The 14,307-nt window shown below is 62.5% G+C and carries 15 protein-coding genes; all 15 read right to left on the bottom strand.

What is annotated here, in order from left to right:
• Positions 1 to 9 precede the first annotated feature (9 nt).
• From EH31_RS10455 to EH31_RS10385, 15 genes are read right to left on the bottom strand one after another with little or no spacing between them, the layout of a single operon-like run.
• The gene (locus EH31_RS10455; RefSeq protein WP_034960292.1) at positions 10 to 1,446 is read right to left on the bottom strand and encodes a conjugal transfer protein TraH; all 1,437 of its coding nucleotides are present in this window, start codon (positions 1,444 to 1,446) and stop codon (positions 10 to 12) included.
• Positions 1,436 to 2,251 (bottom strand): conjugal transfer protein TraF, encoded by an 816-nt coding sequence (locus EH31_RS10450; RefSeq protein WP_034960290.1) that lies wholly within the window; start codon positions 2,249 to 2,251, stop codon positions 1,436 to 1,438. Before EH31_RS10450 ends, EH31_RS10455 begins: the two co-directional genes overlap by 11 nt.
• Positions 2,248 to 3,969, bottom strand: coding sequence for a conjugal transfer protein TraN (locus tag EH31_RS10445; protein WP_051699175.1), 1,722 nt, complete (start codon positions 3,967 to 3,969; stop codon positions 2,248 to 2,250). The genes EH31_RS10450 and EH31_RS10445 overlap by 4 nt, the downstream gene beginning before the upstream one ends.
• Positions 3,966 to 4,715, bottom strand: coding sequence for a type-F conjugative transfer system pilin assembly protein TrbC (gene trbC, locus EH31_RS10440; RefSeq protein WP_034960289.1), 750 nt, complete (start codon positions 4,713 to 4,715; stop codon positions 3,966 to 3,968). The genes EH31_RS10445 and trbC overlap by 4 nt, the downstream gene beginning before the upstream one ends.
• Entirely contained in the window at positions 4,712 to 5,725 is a 1,014-nt protein-coding gene (gene traU / locus EH31_RS10435; protein WP_034960288.1) for a conjugal transfer pilus assembly protein TraU, read from the bottom strand. The genes trbC and traU overlap by 4 nt, the downstream gene beginning before the upstream one ends.
• Positions 5,722 to 6,357: a type-F conjugative transfer system protein TraW gene (gene traW / locus EH31_RS10430; protein ID WP_199797023.1), complete on the bottom strand. Its 636-nt coding sequence runs from the start codon at positions 6,355 to 6,357 to the stop codon at positions 5,722 to 5,724. The genes traU and traW overlap by 4 nt, the downstream gene beginning before the upstream one ends.
• On the bottom strand, positions 6,354 to 6,875 hold the full coding sequence (locus EH31_RS10425; protein WP_034960287.1) for a S26 family signal peptidase: 522 nt from the start codon (positions 6,873 to 6,875) through the stop codon (positions 6,354 to 6,356). Before EH31_RS10425 ends, traW begins: the two co-directional genes overlap by 4 nt.
• A complete protein-coding gene (locus EH31_RS10420; RefSeq protein WP_241765899.1) occupies positions 6,872 to 7,258 on the bottom strand; it encodes a type-F conjugative transfer system protein TrbI in 387 nt (128 codons plus the stop codon). Before EH31_RS10420 ends, EH31_RS10425 begins: the two co-directional genes overlap by 4 nt.
• Entirely contained in the window at positions 7,251 to 7,631 is a 381-nt protein-coding gene (locus EH31_RS10415) for a hypothetical protein (protein WP_034960284.1), read from the bottom strand. The genes EH31_RS10420 and EH31_RS10415 overlap by 8 nt, the downstream gene beginning before the upstream one ends.
• Positions 7,628 to 10,171: a type IV secretion system protein TraC gene (gene traC / locus EH31_RS10410; RefSeq protein ID WP_034960283.1), complete on the bottom strand. Its 2,544-nt coding sequence runs from the start codon at positions 10,169 to 10,171 to the stop codon at positions 7,628 to 7,630. The genes EH31_RS10415 and traC overlap by 4 nt, the downstream gene beginning before the upstream one ends.
• Positions 10,168 to 10,740: a hypothetical protein gene (locus EH31_RS10405; RefSeq protein WP_051699174.1), complete on the bottom strand. Its 573-nt coding sequence runs from the start codon at positions 10,738 to 10,740 to the stop codon at positions 10,168 to 10,170. The genes traC and EH31_RS10405 overlap by 4 nt, the downstream gene beginning before the upstream one ends.
• Complete coding sequence (locus tag EH31_RS10400) at positions 10,737 to 11,606, bottom strand: DsbC family protein (RefSeq protein ID WP_034960282.1); 870 nt, start codon at positions 11,604 to 11,606, stop codon at positions 10,737 to 10,739. Before EH31_RS10400 ends, EH31_RS10405 begins: the two co-directional genes overlap by 4 nt.
• Positions 11,603 to 12,925 carry a TrbI/VirB10 family protein gene (locus tag EH31_RS10395; RefSeq protein WP_034960281.1) on the bottom strand — a complete coding sequence of 441 codons (1,323 nt, stop codon included), beginning with the start codon at positions 12,923 to 12,925 and terminating at the stop codon, positions 11,603 to 11,605. The genes EH31_RS10400 and EH31_RS10395 overlap by 4 nt, the downstream gene beginning before the upstream one ends.
• A complete protein-coding gene (locus tag EH31_RS10390; protein WP_034960279.1) occupies positions 12,925 to 13,740 on the bottom strand; it encodes a type-F conjugative transfer system secretin TraK in 816 nt (271 codons plus the stop codon). Before EH31_RS10390 ends, EH31_RS10395 begins: the two co-directional genes overlap by 1 nt.
• Positions 13,737 to 14,306, bottom strand: coding sequence for a type IV conjugative transfer system protein TraE (locus EH31_RS10385; protein WP_034960278.1), 570 nt, complete (start codon positions 14,304 to 14,306; stop codon positions 13,737 to 13,739). Before EH31_RS10385 ends, EH31_RS10390 begins: the two co-directional genes overlap by 4 nt.
• Position 14,307 lies beyond the last annotated feature (1 nt).

Below are 14,307 nucleotides of genomic sequence, written 5' to 3'. Positions count from 1 at the left end.
GCCTGCTCCCTATGGGATGATCGAACGGGACTGCATCCCGCGTGACCAGTCGAGGGCAGCGGCCATCGACGGCGACATCGAAGCTGCCAGCATGTTCTCGATCATCGCCGTCTTCTCGATGATCTGCATAATGGCTGAGACCCGCGCTTGGCCGGTTGCCTGGCGCTGTGAGAGGCTTGAACGCACTTCGGCGACCTGAGCGCGCCAGATGGCGAGCTTGGCTTCATCGGCCGCGATGAAGCTCGCCATCGACCGGCCAGCCTCGGCCGTTATCCTTTCGAGTATGGCATAGAGAAGATCGATGCTGGCTATCTCGGCAAGCGTGTCGCGATCATCAGTGGGCATGCCGCGTCCGTAGGCGGCCTGAACTGTCAGGATCTTGTAGAGCGGGACCGAGGCTACCTGCAGGAGCTCCTTCTCTTCGTTCCCAATTGCGGTATCGCTGCGGATCGCCTCGACCATGCTACCAATGAGCCGCGCCACACGAGGCCGGATGGCTTTCGCGCTCGTCAGGCTCATCTGCTGGAAGCTCGGATCGAGGCACTGGTCCGGCTCGTCGCATCGGAACACCCGCACTGACTGACCCTGTGTCCCGTCAAGCAGCGCGGTTACCAGAGTTGATGAGGCATCGCCTGCGAAAGGCACAAACTTGCCCGCCTCGTCATCGCTTGGTGGAACATAGATCACCGTGCCGATGAGCGTCATCGCATATTCGGCGAGGTCACGGTCGAAGGTCCCGCCGGGGTTGAAGAACGCGCTCTTTTTGAGGACGTGCCAGGTATAGTTGCGCGCGACGCCGGGATTGACGTCAGCATAGTCAGTGCCGGCGCTGTCGTTCGTTGAAGCGCGTTGGCCCCTTGTGCCGCAGCCATGCTTGGCCGCGGCGTAATCGGTGAAGATCCCTTCCGAATTGCCGATCGCCTCGCAGATCGCCTTGTCGGCCAGATCGCCCTTGGGCCAGATGCCGCCGACTAACCCTTGCGCCATCTCGCAGGAGTTGATCGAGAGATTGTTCATCAGCTGCGCTTTCTGACTGAACTCCTGCATAATCTTGTTGCACTCGGGGCAGACGGTATCGATCGCCAGGCTGAAGGCGAACCCGACCGCGTTGTTCGCGACCGCCTTCATGAGCGCGACCATCTCGCTTGCATTGATGAAGGAAAAGGACCCGGCGAAAATGTCGATCCCGCCGCAGCCGGCCCGTGCTCTCGGGAGTTGCAGATTGGCGATGTTGGTCGTCTTTTGCGGAAAGCGCGTCCAGACATTGCCGAGGCTGTAATAGCCTGCTGACTGGCCTTCGAACGCGGTCGGGCCGGTGACATTCGCCGCCGCCCCCATATCGTCCATGAACCGGTCCATGCTGTCGCCAACATTCGCGGCGACAGGTGAAGCAACCATGCTGGCTGCGGCTATGGTGAGCGCCGTATTGCGAATGCTAGTAATCATGTCCGGCTTCCTTTGCGGTGAGGAGATAGATGCGGTCCTGGAGTTCGTCGGCCGAGAGAACGCCGTAACCGATCGGGATCGGGCGCTTCGCGACGCTGTCCCACAGCACCAGCGCCGGCGTGATCCCCGGCTCGAGCCCCATGCGCGGACGCTGGCCGCTTTCGACCTTGTAATCGGGGAAGTGCTGAGACGGTCCGCCGTCGGTTGAGATCGCCCGCACCGTGATGCGCCAGCGATCCGCGACCGACCTGACGATTGGGCTCATGACCTCGCAGGCCCCGCAGGTCTGGGAAAAGAAATAGAACAGGCCGTAGCGCTCGGAGAGCCGCGCCATCACCGCATCGCGGTCGGCAGCGCGGGCGTCCTGCCATTGCTTCTTGGCAAGCGCGCCGACCGGGCGCTCAAGCGTGTAGTCGAGTTCGGGATCCTGCCAGATGGCGCGCTGCCAGACATCCGAGAACAACGAAGCTCGGTCGAGCTGTGCGCGTTGAAAACGGATATAGGCGGTGACGTTCTCCGGTGTCGGATAGAGGATCGCGCGGGCTTTCAACTCGCGCAATTCTTCGGTGATCGCGTCGAGCTGCTGCGTTGCCGGCACTTCCTTCGCGGGCTGCTCCTTTTCGGGTTCGGCTGCTGGCACTGGCTTGACGCAATAGAACCAGTAACCGAGCCGGCGCTGCTCGCAGTAGAGGCTGTCAGCGGTCGTCGCCGCCTCTGCCGTCTGGGTTTGCTGCGCAGCTGCCGGGCCGGGGTTCAGAGCGGCGAGCCACACGGTCAGGACGGTTATCAATTGGCGGCGCGTCATTGGCCACTCCTTGCGGAATAGTCTTCGATCTTTTGTTGGATGAGGACGCTGGTCTCGAGTTCGTCGGGAAGCCGCGCCGCCTCGGTAAATTCAGCATAGACTTCGCTGAAATCCATTTGGCTGAGATCCAGCTGCGCGAACTCGTCGAGGGTGAAGCCCTCGCATTGCTCTTCCTTGGGTTTGTCCCAGGGCTTGGGAAGCTGCTTGCGGCCTTGTTCCTGGAGAATGCGCGAGAGCTTGCTCTCAAAGCAGCAATAGGCCTTTCTCTTGGTCAGGCAGACGCCGAGGAATTTCTTCGAGCAATAGGTCCCGACATAGGCGCACAGGCCTTGAGCATCGCGTTCGTGGAGCAAAACTTCTTCGCGGTCGCAGCCAAGCGCGACCAGCAAGCTGATGCCGGGGATCAGTGGAAAGCCTTTGCCCTTGCAACAGTTGAGAACGCCAAAGACCTTGGACGAGCAGGTGTTTCGGGTTCCCCGGAAAAGTGTCAGCGTGTCCGGATCGAATTGGCCGCGCGCTTCGTCCATCGCATGGAGTGCAGTAACCGCATCCTTGAATTCGTCATTGGCGGTGCGCTCGATCGTCTCGCAGGACCCGTCGATGCAATAGACATCGCCGTCGCAAACGAATTGCTGCGAGTTCTCCGTTTCTGGAAGCGGGCATTCGTAGATACGCTCCCAGGTCTCACATGGCGTCTCGTCGGTGATGCAAACTTCGCGAACAAAGCGGCAGGTGCCCAGCTGCTCAATGTCCGAGCAATCGCTTGCTGCTTCGCGCGATGTGCAGCTGTATTGGCGTTCCCATTCCCAGCAACTTTGTGTGACTGCCACCCCATCGATGATACGGGTTTGGGGGCTATCATCACTGCAGATTTCGGCCTCGAGCGTGCAATCCCCGTCTTCAGCGAGCGGCAAGCATTGAGTTTCATCGCGAGCGGTCTCGACCGTGTTTTGAGTGGTGATTGCAAAAGGCGAGTAGCGCGGATCCGGCGCATCACAGGTAATTTCAGCGATCGGATCACCGGGCTCGGTGCAGAAGCGGCGATATCCGTCGTCGCGCCATTGCAAGCAGAGGCCAGGACGATAGCCGGTCACCCGGCACTGTCCTTGATCAAAACTGCTGCAGAGCGGCAGGTTTGGAGCAAAGCCAGTCTCATTGCAGAGATAATGCCATTGCTGGCGCTGGGTCACGCTGGCGACGAGCGGGACAGAGCATTGCCCCTGCGATTGCTCGATCCTTGTGCCTGTGTTGCATGTCGCAGTGTAAGTGCCAGCTGACCCGGAACCAGGTGGCAGAGGCACGCATTCGCCCTGGCTGCCCGAAATCGACATACCACTGGTGTAATCGAGCGGAGCTTCATTGATTGCCAGACTGCGGGCTATAACCGCTTCAATGTCGTTGCTTTCAAAGCGTGCGCGATTGGCGAGGCTGTCGCGCACCACGCGATGGCCCTGATGGTTGCGCGATGTAGCCCCGGCAGCGGCCTCGATCTGGTCAGGATTGTCGGCAAGCCGTTCGAGATCTCGCACCGCTTGTCGGTCGAAATTGGGAATGTCGACCGCATCTGGCCGGGCCCGCGCGGCTTGCTGAGCATCACCGCGCAGGCTCTCTCCGAAGGTCTTGCCTTCGGCCCTCGCGTCTTGCTGCTGTGCTGCTGTTGGGAAAGCCAGCAGGCAGGCGACCAATGCCGCTGCGGTTGCGAATGCGCGGAGCCTCATCGCTGATCTCCTTCCAGGCGGTTCTGATGAAGGCGGGCGAGCTCTGCGCCCGGACCACGGCCCGAGGCGAAGGTCTCGAGCACCTCTGCCACGCTGATATTGCCCGCGATCCGGTCGTGCGGCGGTACGTTGCTGGAGCAGTCGAACCCGTCGCATGGCGCAAAATCGGTGCTCAGCATGACGAAGCTCGGCGCGGCCTCGATCTGGAAGGCGCGAAACAGCCGGGGATCGATGCCGAGCGATCCTGCCTCGTTGCTATCGCTCCAGATCGCAGCGAGCCGCTTCTTGAACGCCTCGCTCTTTCCTTGCGGGAAGCCGCGCAGGACGGTGACGCCGCCGGCCCGCGTCATGTCATGGACAAGCGCCTTCAACGCTGCCGGCGGCATCGACAGGCTGGCAAAGGCAATGAAGCGCGGAGTCCCTTCAAGCACTGCTTTCTCGGCCGCGGCCTGATTTGCGATCATCGCGTCCAGGTCGAGGGCAGCGTCCGTCTCGGTGACACCTATACTGTCGCCATAGGATGCGCGGTTGGCCTGCGCCTGAACTTGTGCGGCCTGCGCATCCTCGGTCAGGGCTTCGGCACGTTCGCGGACATTGGTCGCGAGCGCTTGCGCTTCTTCGGTATGCTGCGCTGCACGCTCGCGGATCCTGTCGAGGTCGATGCCGTCGGGAACGCTCTGGGCGAGCGCCAAGCCGCCCAACGAAAGCGTGAGGCCAACGGGCAAAATGATGAGATGCTTGTTCATAGCGCGCAGCAATTCCTTTTGCGCCAGACGAGGTATCCCATGTCTTCGCCGATGGCGGGGATCATCTGTCCGGGTTCCTGAAGTGTGGTGGAGGTGCCGATTGGCGGACAGGCGTAGCGTCCGTTTGTCGCCGGATTGGGATTGGTGGCCTGGAAGCGGTATTGCTGCTTGCGCATTATTGGCATCAGGTATTTGCCGCACAGGCCTTTGGAGCCCATCGTTCCCCAGGATACGAGTTCGCGGTGGAGCTTGTAAGCAAAGCGCGAAAGCACGAGCCGCGAAGCCTGGACGTGCCCGATTGAAGCCGAGACGTTACCGTTCATCGGGTACATCGACCCCTGGCAGCCCGCGCACCAGAACATCTCGTCGAGTGGCAGATTGGCGGTCGATGCGGCGCAATCCGCAGCGCAGGCGGCAAGCGCGAGCGGGTTGGCGAAGAGCACCGCCTCGGGGTTGATGATCGCGGTGAGTTCGCTGTCCTGCCACAGCGGATCGATCTCGGAGATATAGAGAATATCGATCGAGCCCGGCTCGAGGCACAGGAAATCGGCGACGATCTCCATCCAGTAGATCAGCGGATAGGCGTACCAGTGGACGTGCCAGCTCGAATAATACTGGCTGGCGCCGCCGACAGCTGAAGGACCAGAGATCGAGCGAAACCCGATATCGAAGCCGGGATCGAGTTTGGTGCCGCCGAGATTCACGAAACACCACGGCTTCATGCTGACATCGGCAAGCCGGACCGGCTCCCAGAACCCCATCGCGATACCGGGGCGAAGACCGCACAGGCAGACCGGCAAGTCAGGATTGTCGGGATCAGGACGATTGCTCGGCCAGATTTCGAGCCCGCCGACCGAGATCGGGAAGAGGCAAGACCAGCAGATGTCGGTGATCGGATTGACGAAGCTGCCGGTGCATTTGCCGGGGCCAGGATCGGCCGAAGCTGGCGAAGCAAAGGCGAGCGACAATGTCGCTGCAACAAGGATGAGAAAGGCTCGGATGCTGCTCATGGCCGGGCCTCTCGGGGCGGCAGCGCGATCTCGCTTACTTCGAGGAGACGTCCGTCCTGCTGCACGCGCGCTGGCACAGATCGAATGCCGAACTTTGCTGTCAGCTTGCCGCCCTGATCGAAATAGAATCTTCGCTGGCGGGCCTTCATCAGCTCGAGCGGGGCGCCTTTCACCAGGATCAGCTTGGCATTGGCATCCTGCTTCAGGGCCCAGGCAAGCTGGTCGGGATCGTCGCCATCAAGGAACAGTAGGGGGCTGCGCAACTGCACGCTGTCGAGCGGATTGACCCGCGTTCCTGCGGCATGGATCAACTCGCCTTTCGCACCACGGATATCAGCAGCCAGCGTGATCGTTGGGTCGAAACTCCAGCGTCGGGCTTCGCTCGCCCGAACAAGTCCGGCGACGGGATCAGGCCTGTTCACTCGCGCAATTGTGCGGCGTTTCAGTTCGTTGTTGAGCCGTGCGGTCTCTCCCGATTGTTCCATCTGGGTGAGGCGCGAATGGATCTGTTCAAGCAGATCGCGCTCGATCACCGGAAACACCGTGCCGCGCTGGCCATAGTCGCGGGCCAGTGCCTGCGCTGGGCAGAGGATAAGTGCGAGCAGGATCGAGGGGGCCAGGAGCTTTTTCACAGGATTGCCCTCCCGCTGCCGAGGATCTGACCGCGACACACGAACCCGATCTCGGCGTAGCGGCTGTCCAGCCCGCGCGGATGGTTAGTCCCGGTGTAGAAGCAGTCTTCGGGAATTGGACCTTCGGGGCCTTTGTGAAGGGCGATGCCGAGGCTGGTCTCTTCGAGGCGAGTGGCAACCTTTTGGCCGTTGACGAATACCACTTTGCCGTGATGGCTGACGACATCGCCCGGCACGCCCAGGACCCGCTTGCCGAAGAGCTGCGCGCCTCGTCCGAAGTGCGCTTCGACGAGCTCGCTTTGCGGTGGCTCGAAAAAGATCAGGCTGCCGCGCGCGATTGGCGCGTGCTTATCGAGCCAGAAGGCCCAGTTGGGCAGGCTCGGGCTCGCATTGATCAGAAAGGCGTGATCTTTGCTGAAAGCATCGACAGCGCTCCATCCAACGGGAAGCATGACCAGCGCGGTCAGCACGAGCGGACGTTTGAGTGTCTGTAAGATCCGTTTGTTGAGGCTTGTCATTGCTCGCCTCCTTCTCCGAGCTGGCGGGCAATCCGCATGCGCAGTTCATCGGTTGCGTCGGGAACACCGCCCGCGAGCACCGCTTCACCGACCAGCACCACGCGGCCATTTGTTCCCATCTCTGTCACCGCGCGTTCGGAGGCTTTCAGGAAGGCGAGAACACGCGCCTGGCTGGCTTCGGGATCCTGTGCCCCACGCGCTTCGGCATCGACGAAAGCGGCAATGGTCTCGGCGAGCCGGACGGTGACGATCTCCTGGCGCGGCTCGCTCAGCTCGCGGCTGACCCACGCTGCCCAAAGAAGTGCACAGGCGATCGCTAGCACCGCTACAATCCGCACCAGCAGGGCGCGCTTGAAAGTTGGCGATTGGCTCGTATCAGTCACGGCGTGGCTCCCTGTCAGTGTGGGTCTCGAGGTCGTCGATCAGCCGCTGCAGAAAACGCGGCATGCGAAACAGCGTCACCGTCCCGGCCGTGACAAGGAAGCCAATCTGCAGGTCCAAACTGAACAGGCTGCGGCGCAGGGTGTCCGCTTCAAGGTAACGGTCCGAGAGATTGCCCAGCTGCGCGAAAAGCGCGTGCAAGTCCCAGCCTGCGACAAACAGGAACAGAGCGAGCGGCAGGCCAAGCGCGATGCAAAGCGACGTTGCAGCAAAGCGCGTCGTTTCGATCAGAACGAAGCATGTCCCCTGCATGATGGGCAGGAGCGCTCTGGCATTTGGCGGTTCGACCCGGTCGGTCAGATGAGAGACCATCATTGCCCACCTCCTGCGACCATGCGGATCGCATCGGAGAGAGAGTGCCCGCGCCGCTCATGATCCTGGATCGCGGCATAGGTGTCCGGATCGGAGGAATAGATCGTCGCCGAAAAGGGATCGAGGACCAGGCGTCCGACCGCTTCGGTCTCAGGCCCTTTAATGAAGATCTCACTGTATTCGGTACCCGATCGCTTCAGGGAGCGGATCAGGGTCTCGGTGCGATCGTCCATGTCGAGCCGCGCATTCGCCCTGAAATCCGCAATCGTCTCGGCTTTCTGCTGGAGCACCAGCATCCAGTCGCTGTTCTCGAGCGCGGCGCGCGCGCCATCCGACTTGTAATAGTCGTTCAAGGACTGGGTCGCAGTCGCGAGCGCGCCGCCATATTTGCGCGCAGTCCGGGCATAGCTTTCAACGAATTCGCCCATCGAGCCGCCTTTGAGCATCGCCCAGGCCTCGTCGATCAGCAGCAGCTTCTTGGTGGCACGCGATGAGCGCGTCATCGCCTGGCCGGTCATGAACATTATCGCCGAGAGCACAACGCTTCTGAGTTCCTCGCGGCTTGCAAGATCGCTCATCTCGAAGACGGTGAAATCATCGTCGAGCGCGAAACTCGCTTTGCCGGAGAAGAACCCGCCATAGCTGCCGCCGCGGCAGAAGGGCGCGATCGCGGTGGCAAGATCTCGGCCCGCTTCGCTATCCGAGCCTTGCAGCGCGTGCGCAACATCGTCGACCGATGCGCCGCTGCCCAGCGCGTCCCAGGTTGCGGTGACGGCCTGATCGATCAGGCCGCGCTCGGTATCGCTGGGCGCTGAGCTTGGACGCGCCATCTGGCCCACCATGGCCTTGATCATCGCGAAACAGTCGAGCCGATAATCCTCGTCTTCATGCGCGCGCGCATCATCGACCATCGAGAAGGGATTGAGCGAAAATCCCGAGGCGAGCGTGAACTCGACAAAGCGCCCGCCCTGCAGTTTGACCGAATGCTCGAAACTGCGTCCGTCATCGATCACCACGACCTTTGCGCCCGCGCCGCGCAAAGCCGCGCAAAGCTCCTGCAAGAGCACGGACTTGCCCGAACCCGATTTTCCGCAGATCGCGATATTGTGGTTGCCCGCATCGTTCTCGAAGGGCGACCACCAGAAGGGCTGGCCGCGCCGGCCGACGAGCAGCAAGTGCGGGATATTGCCGCCAAGATACTCGCCCTGCATCGGGGCGATATGCGCCGCCGTGGTCGAGAGCATGGTCTTGAGGCGCTTAAGGCGCGCCATGTCGTGGGCAAGCCCGTCCGCAAGGCTTAGCGGAAAGGCCGCGACAAGGCCTTGCAGCTGAAGGAAGCGTTCATCGGCGAGGTCCCAGCCAGCCGCCTTGTAGACGGCCTTGATCACCCGCTCATGCGCATCGCCCTCACCGAGCGGCGAGATGCTTGTGAGCCCGTAGAAGAGTTTGACGAGCTTCTTGCCCGCCTGGAGCTCGGCCTGAACATGGCGCCATTCGGCCGACTGCTCGGCAAGCTTTGGCAGGAAGCTCGCACTCTTGGTCTGGCTGAGGCTGGTCGTGCGCATGAACTTGAAGCCCGCCCGCGCCGAGGCGGCTTCCTGGTCAGGATAGACGAGGCACAGCATGGTCGCCGTCGGACAGGGGAACCGAAGCTTATCGGCGAACATGTCGCCGATAAGCCGTGCGCATTCCCATGGCGCCCAGCGTTCCGGAGTCGAACGAACGGCATAATGGCGCACATCGAAATGGTCGGGATAGCATTCGCCCACTTCGGGATTGCCGTGCGCATCGCGCCCGGTCTCGCGGAACCGCTCGGTCCTGAGGATCATGCGATCACCCTCGACCTCGAGTTCGATATCGCGCCGGATCGCTTGGGTATCGAGCGTATCGTGCGGGTTCCAGCTATGCGTGTCCGGTTCGTGTGCCGTCGTGGGTGAAGTCAGCTCGTCGATCAGCGACAAGAGGCCGTTGGGGCGCAGTTCCTGCGCTTGCAACCCGAGCGATTGGAGCATGCCCATCAGCCCTTCGCGGCATTCGGAGAGCTCGGCATCGGTGACGTTACCGGGCACCGGCACACCCAGCGAGACGATCACGCGGGCATTGCGAGCATGGAAGGGTGCATGCGCCGAACCCGAATTCCAGACGAGATCATAGAGGCGATTGGTCCGCGCTCTCGCGATCGCTTCATAGATGCCGCCTTGCTCGTAGCGCGGAGCAAACCAGGGTGCGACGACATTGCCGATCCGCGGAGATGCGAAGTTCAGGACCTGGAGGCAGGCACCCTGCGGCAGTCCTTCGGAAAAGAACTGCCCAAGGATCTCGCCGGTCTGTTCGTCGGCCCCGATGAGCGGCGTGACTTCGAGGACAAAGCCTTTCGAGCGCGCGTTGCGGTAGAGCTTCGCAGCTTCGTCATAGACCCGGTAAGGGAGCCAGTCGGAAAGCATGTCGAGCCCGAAATGTGCCCGTTCTCTTTCAGGTCGCGATGTATCGGCAAAGAGCTTGCGCGACAGCGCATCGCGTGCGGCAGCAAGGGATAGCGTCACTGGCTCTCTCCTTCATCTGTGTCAGGGTGGGGGACCGGCTCGCGGGGAGGGGAAAACGAGCCAAGTCCCCCGGGTTCCGGCGCGTTGGCGCCGGGCATCGCCGGAACGGGCTGCAGGGGGATAAACAGCTGTTCCGGCAATTCTTCGTCGTGGTTGTCTCGAGGTGCGCGGTCTGCCTCGCGGGTTGCGGCAATGGTCGCGCCCAGTGAGCGAAGGATGTCGCGACGCCCTTGCGGTGCGCGCCAACCCGTTCCGACAGCTTCGGGCAGCGTCAGGTGCACGACCCGCGCTTCATGGTCCCGGCCCGCTTCATCGCGGTAGGCAGCGATGACGACCTGCAGACGTCGGACCGCCTCGCCTGTTCTGGGCAAGGGCCGGTGCGTTTCTTTGGCGTCAGCCCCGTCGATGCCGGTTGCCCCGGCATCAATCGCCGAGGTGGGCGCGCAGGTTCCATCAGGCGCACGGCAGGCGAAACTGCCGTTCACATTGCTTCCAAAGCTGGTGCAGGCGCTGGCGAGGACCAGCGGCGCTGCCAGCGCGGCTGCCCGCGGGATCGAGAGCCGGCTCATTGTCCGCTTCCTTTTGGGTCGGCTGCGAAGCGGCGGATTGTTGCAGCATCGCGGTAGCCATGGATCACGGCCCCATCGCGGGCGCGCACGATCACCGGCGTACCGTTGAAACCGTTGGCCTTGGCAAAGGCCTCGTTGGCATCGAGCGCCTTGGCTTTGCTACAGGCCTTGCGGCTCGCGGGAGCCTGTCCGGCATAGGCCGCATGCAGAGCCTTTACCGGATCCTTTGCGCAGATCACCGCTTCGGAAAGCTTGCGGCTCGCTGCACCGAAGATTGAAATCGGCCGCTCTTCGACATGGACCTTTGCCTTTGCGAGTTCGCTCGCGAGGCGCTGGCAATAGCCGCATTGAAAATCCGAGAAGACCACCAGCTTTTCGCCCTTGGGGTTGCCCCAGTGGATCGCGCCCGCTGCCGGAAGGGTGGAGAGATCAACATGGGCGGCAGCCGCTCTTGCAGGCCGTTCACGGCCCGGTCGGGCTTCGCCTCCGGCCCGCGGCGCACTGGCGGCAAGCAGGTCTGGGTTGAGTTCGAGCAGCCGCGCAGCGGTTACGTCACGCCGTTCTTCCATGTCGTAGAGCCGGCCCACGAACAGGTAGCGCGCTGTTTCGTCGATATAGAACAGCGTGTCGTTCGAGACGACTTCACACCATGGTCCGAGCCTGTCGCAGTCGATTGCATCGATGGGCGTTTTGGGCAGGCGCAGCTTCAGGGCCTGCGCAACATCGCTCGCCAGCGCCGCAGCCGATGCCGGCATGGCCGTGACGGCCGAAACCCCGAGGGTAAGCACGGCGGCGGCACCTGAGCAGGCCAGGGCGAAGTGGGCGGCGCGGGCCTTCAGGCCCGGCCGATAATCATTGTAGTTCATTGGGAAGAGCTCCTGACATGGACGCCGTCGAGAAAGACGATCTCGACCTCGATGCCGGTCGGCATCTCGACGACTGGTTGATATTGTTCTGCGCGTTCAATGAGGTAGCGGGATACGGTGTCAGCAGCGTCGCCCGCGCCTTGCCCGAACCCGCCAGCAAGAATGTCGGTCGGTGAGAGGGCTTCGCGCTGGCCGTTGCTCCCCACTTGTCCGGTGAAGATGCCGTTGGCGTTGGCGGAAAAGCCGCGGCCGAAGCCGCCCACAATCCCGGCGAGCAGCGCCTGACTGACGAGGCTGCCTTCACGGCTGACCACGCGGCCGCGTACTCCCGACTTGCCGGCAAAGGAGATGAAGCCTTTGACTTCGCTGACCGCAAACCGTCCGCCGGGCTGCGCGCAGGTCATCCGCACCAGCTTGACGTAGACCTTCTCGGCCGAGAGATCGCCGCGCGCTGCACCGTTGACGAGGCAGCCGGTGATGTCGGTGGTGAGCAGCTTGTTGCCGCGCATGACCGAGCGGGCCGGACCGGTGATCCTGAGGACCACGGGAAGTGGATCGCTCTGGCTCGCAACGCCGGTCGACGCATCGACGCCGACGATGACCGTTGCCGGTGCGTAGCTGTTGGGCGGCAGGTAGTCGCGGCTCGCTTCGAGCAGCAGGGCAGGCGCTGTCTCGGTGCCTTTCGGCTTGCCGTCCTTGCCCGCATCATCGGTGAAACTCATCAGGCTGAGCTCGCCGCCCTGTGCCGGTGCCCCGGGCTGCGGCGACTGGATTGCCGCAGCGTTGCTGACCCCGGGACCATAGGCCGGCGGTGGCGGCACGGGTAAAGGCTCTGATGAGGGTCTGGTCGCCTGGCTTAGCTGCGAGCGCAAGGCGGCGTTTTCGGCCGAGATCGCATCGATCGCGGCTTGGCCGTCGGAGCGCATCTGCGCGTTCTCGCTGCGCAGCGCTTCGAGTTCCTCCTGAACCTGCGAGCGCGGCAGCTGTGCTTCTTCCAGATCCTTGATAGCCTTGCCCTGCGCATCGAGCCGGTTGCCGTAGCTCGCGACGAACTCGCGCTGTGACAGGTTGCGATTGACGAGGCTGCCGGTGTCGATCGTCGTAGCGCCATTCGCATCTGCGCCAGCGTCGTCACCGTCGTCGCTGAAGATGAACATCCCGCCGCCGATGAGCGCGATGGCCCCGATCCCGGCGAGCAGCAGTTTCTGGCGCTGCGCGATCTGCGAATTGAGATTGCGGCGTCCGCTCTCACGGGCTTGCGGCGAGCCTGGCACAGGCTTGGCCTTGGGGCTTTCCGGTTTTGCTGGTGCGACTGCCATCACTTGAGCCCTCCCTTCGCGAAGACGAGGAAGGCGCTGGTGGCTTCACCGGGGGCGAGGCTTTCGCGGCCATAAGCAAAGGCAAGCGCGCCTGCAGGCGCTTCGCGCTCTTCCGCAAGGGCAAGGCTCTCCTTGCCGAGGTTACGGATGAGGAAGCGCTGCCCGGTGAGTTCATCGCCCTGGTATTCGGCGACGAGCTGAACCTCGATCCCGCCAGTGCGGCGCGGCGCGGAGATTTCGGCGCGTGCGGTGAAACCGGGCAGGACGGCATCGCTCGCCATGGCTTCGATCAGGCGGATTGCGGCGTCTTCGGGGCCGGTTTCGGCCTCCCATTTTGTCGCCTTGGCTTTAGCAAGCGCGGGATTGGTGATGAAAAGCTGGGTCGCCTCCTGCCCGCCAAGGCGACAGGCGAATTTGTAGACATAACCCGCTTTACTGGTCGCAAAGAAGCTGACGCGGGCCGCAGCGAATTGCGGAGGCACGGAGATATAAATGTCTCCGCGCACCGGCTCGTGCGTCACCTGGAAGTCGTTATAGGGAAAGCCGCTTGCGATCTTCGAGACATTGGCAAAGCCGTCATCGATGAGCGCGATCCGGGTGAGTTCACCGCGTGCCAGTTCGCAATCGATAGTCGCATTGTCGGCTGCGTCGACGAACTGGTCAGCATGCGCCGGAACAGGCGCAAGTGCGAAAGCAATAACGGCAAGACCGCTTAGCTTGAGCCCGGGATCGGGACGTCGTGTGGCGCCAATCGCGAAACAGGCAAGGCCGGTTCCGGCGAGCGCAGCGGCCAGGGGAGATGGGATAAGGCTCATTGCCCAGGTTCCTCTTTGTCGGTGGGAAGTTGTTCGAAGCCGGCGAGCGCAAGGCTCAGACCGCGCTGCGACCAACGGAAACGAAAGGAGCGGCGTTGGCTCGCGATCACTTGCGCGCCCACGAAGGTCTTGAGCGTACCTTCGACCGTGGATGTGAGGCCCTTGGGATCGACGTATATTTGAGCGATCACGAAGGCCTGGGAGATGTCCGAGCCGCGCTGCTCCTCAACGATTTGGACGAGCTCGGCTTTGAGCGCGCCGTGCGAAGCCGGATCGGCAAGCTTCAGGATGTTGGCCATCCAGTAGTCGAGGCTTTCGGGCGCCCGGTTAAGGAGCATCAGCGCCGTGTCGCGGGTGACAAGCTCGAGATAGGGCGCGTCGATACCGCCGCTCGAAACGGTGATCCGCTCGGCTGTAATTGGCACAAGGACGACCTTTTCGTCGCTCGCAAAGGCTGCGCCGAGACTGCCCAGCGTGGTCAGCCCCAGGACGCCCGCCAAAGCGGCAAAGCGATTGCGCTGCCGCAGAAAACCCTGCGCCTGTTCGTGTGCGAATTCTGCTCGCATG

The organism is Erythrobacter longus (genome assembly GCF_000715015.1).
Classification (GTDB): Bacteria; Pseudomonadota; Alphaproteobacteria; order Sphingomonadales; family Sphingomonadaceae; genus Erythrobacter; species Erythrobacter longus.
Note: the sequence above shows the minus strand (reverse complement) of the source record. Positions and strands in the feature narration are given on the sequence as shown.

Coding starts and splice junctions, on each gene's coding strand:
- EH31_RS10390 (WP_034960279.1), bottom strand. CDS start 13,740: ATGAGCCTTATCCCATCTCCCCTGGCCGCTGCGCTCGCCGGAACCGGC.
- EH31_RS10445 (WP_051699175.1), bottom strand. CDS start 3,969: ATGAGGCTCCGCGCATTCGCAACCGCAGCGGCATTGGTCGCCTGCCTG.
- EH31_RS10385 (WP_034960278.1), bottom strand. CDS start 14,306: ATGCGAGCAGAATTCGCACACGAACAGGCGCAGGGTTTTCTGCGGCAG.
- EH31_RS10450 (WP_034960290.1), bottom strand. CDS start 2,251: ATGACGCGCCGCCAATTGATAACCGTCCTGACCGTGTGGCTCGCCGCT.
- trbC (WP_034960289.1), bottom strand. CDS start 4,715: ATGAACAAGCATCTCATCATTTTGCCCGTTGGCCTCACGCTTTCGTTG.
- EH31_RS10395 (WP_034960281.1), bottom strand. CDS start 12,925: ATGGCAGTCGCACCAGCAAAACCGGAAAGCCCCAAGGCCAAGCCTGTG.
- EH31_RS10455 (WP_034960292.1), bottom strand. CDS start 1,446: ATGATTACTAGCATTCGCAATACGGCGCTCACCATAGCCGCAGCCAGC.
- EH31_RS10400 (WP_034960282.1), bottom strand. CDS start 11,606: ATGAACTACAATGATTATCGGCCGGGCCTGAAGGCCCGCGCCGCCCAC.
- EH31_RS10405 (WP_051699174.1), bottom strand. CDS start 10,740: ATGAGCCGGCTCTCGATCCCGCGGGCAGCCGCGCTGGCAGCGCCGCTG.
- traU (WP_034960288.1), bottom strand. CDS start 5,725: ATGAGCAGCATCCGAGCCTTTCTCATCCTTGTTGCAGCGACATTGTCG.
- EH31_RS10415 (WP_034960284.1), bottom strand. CDS start 7,631: ATGATGGTCTCTCATCTGACCGACCGGGTCGAACCGCCAAATGCCAGA.
- EH31_RS10425 (WP_034960287.1), bottom strand. CDS start 6,875: ATGACAAGCCTCAACAAACGGATCTTACAGACACTCAAACGTCCGCTC.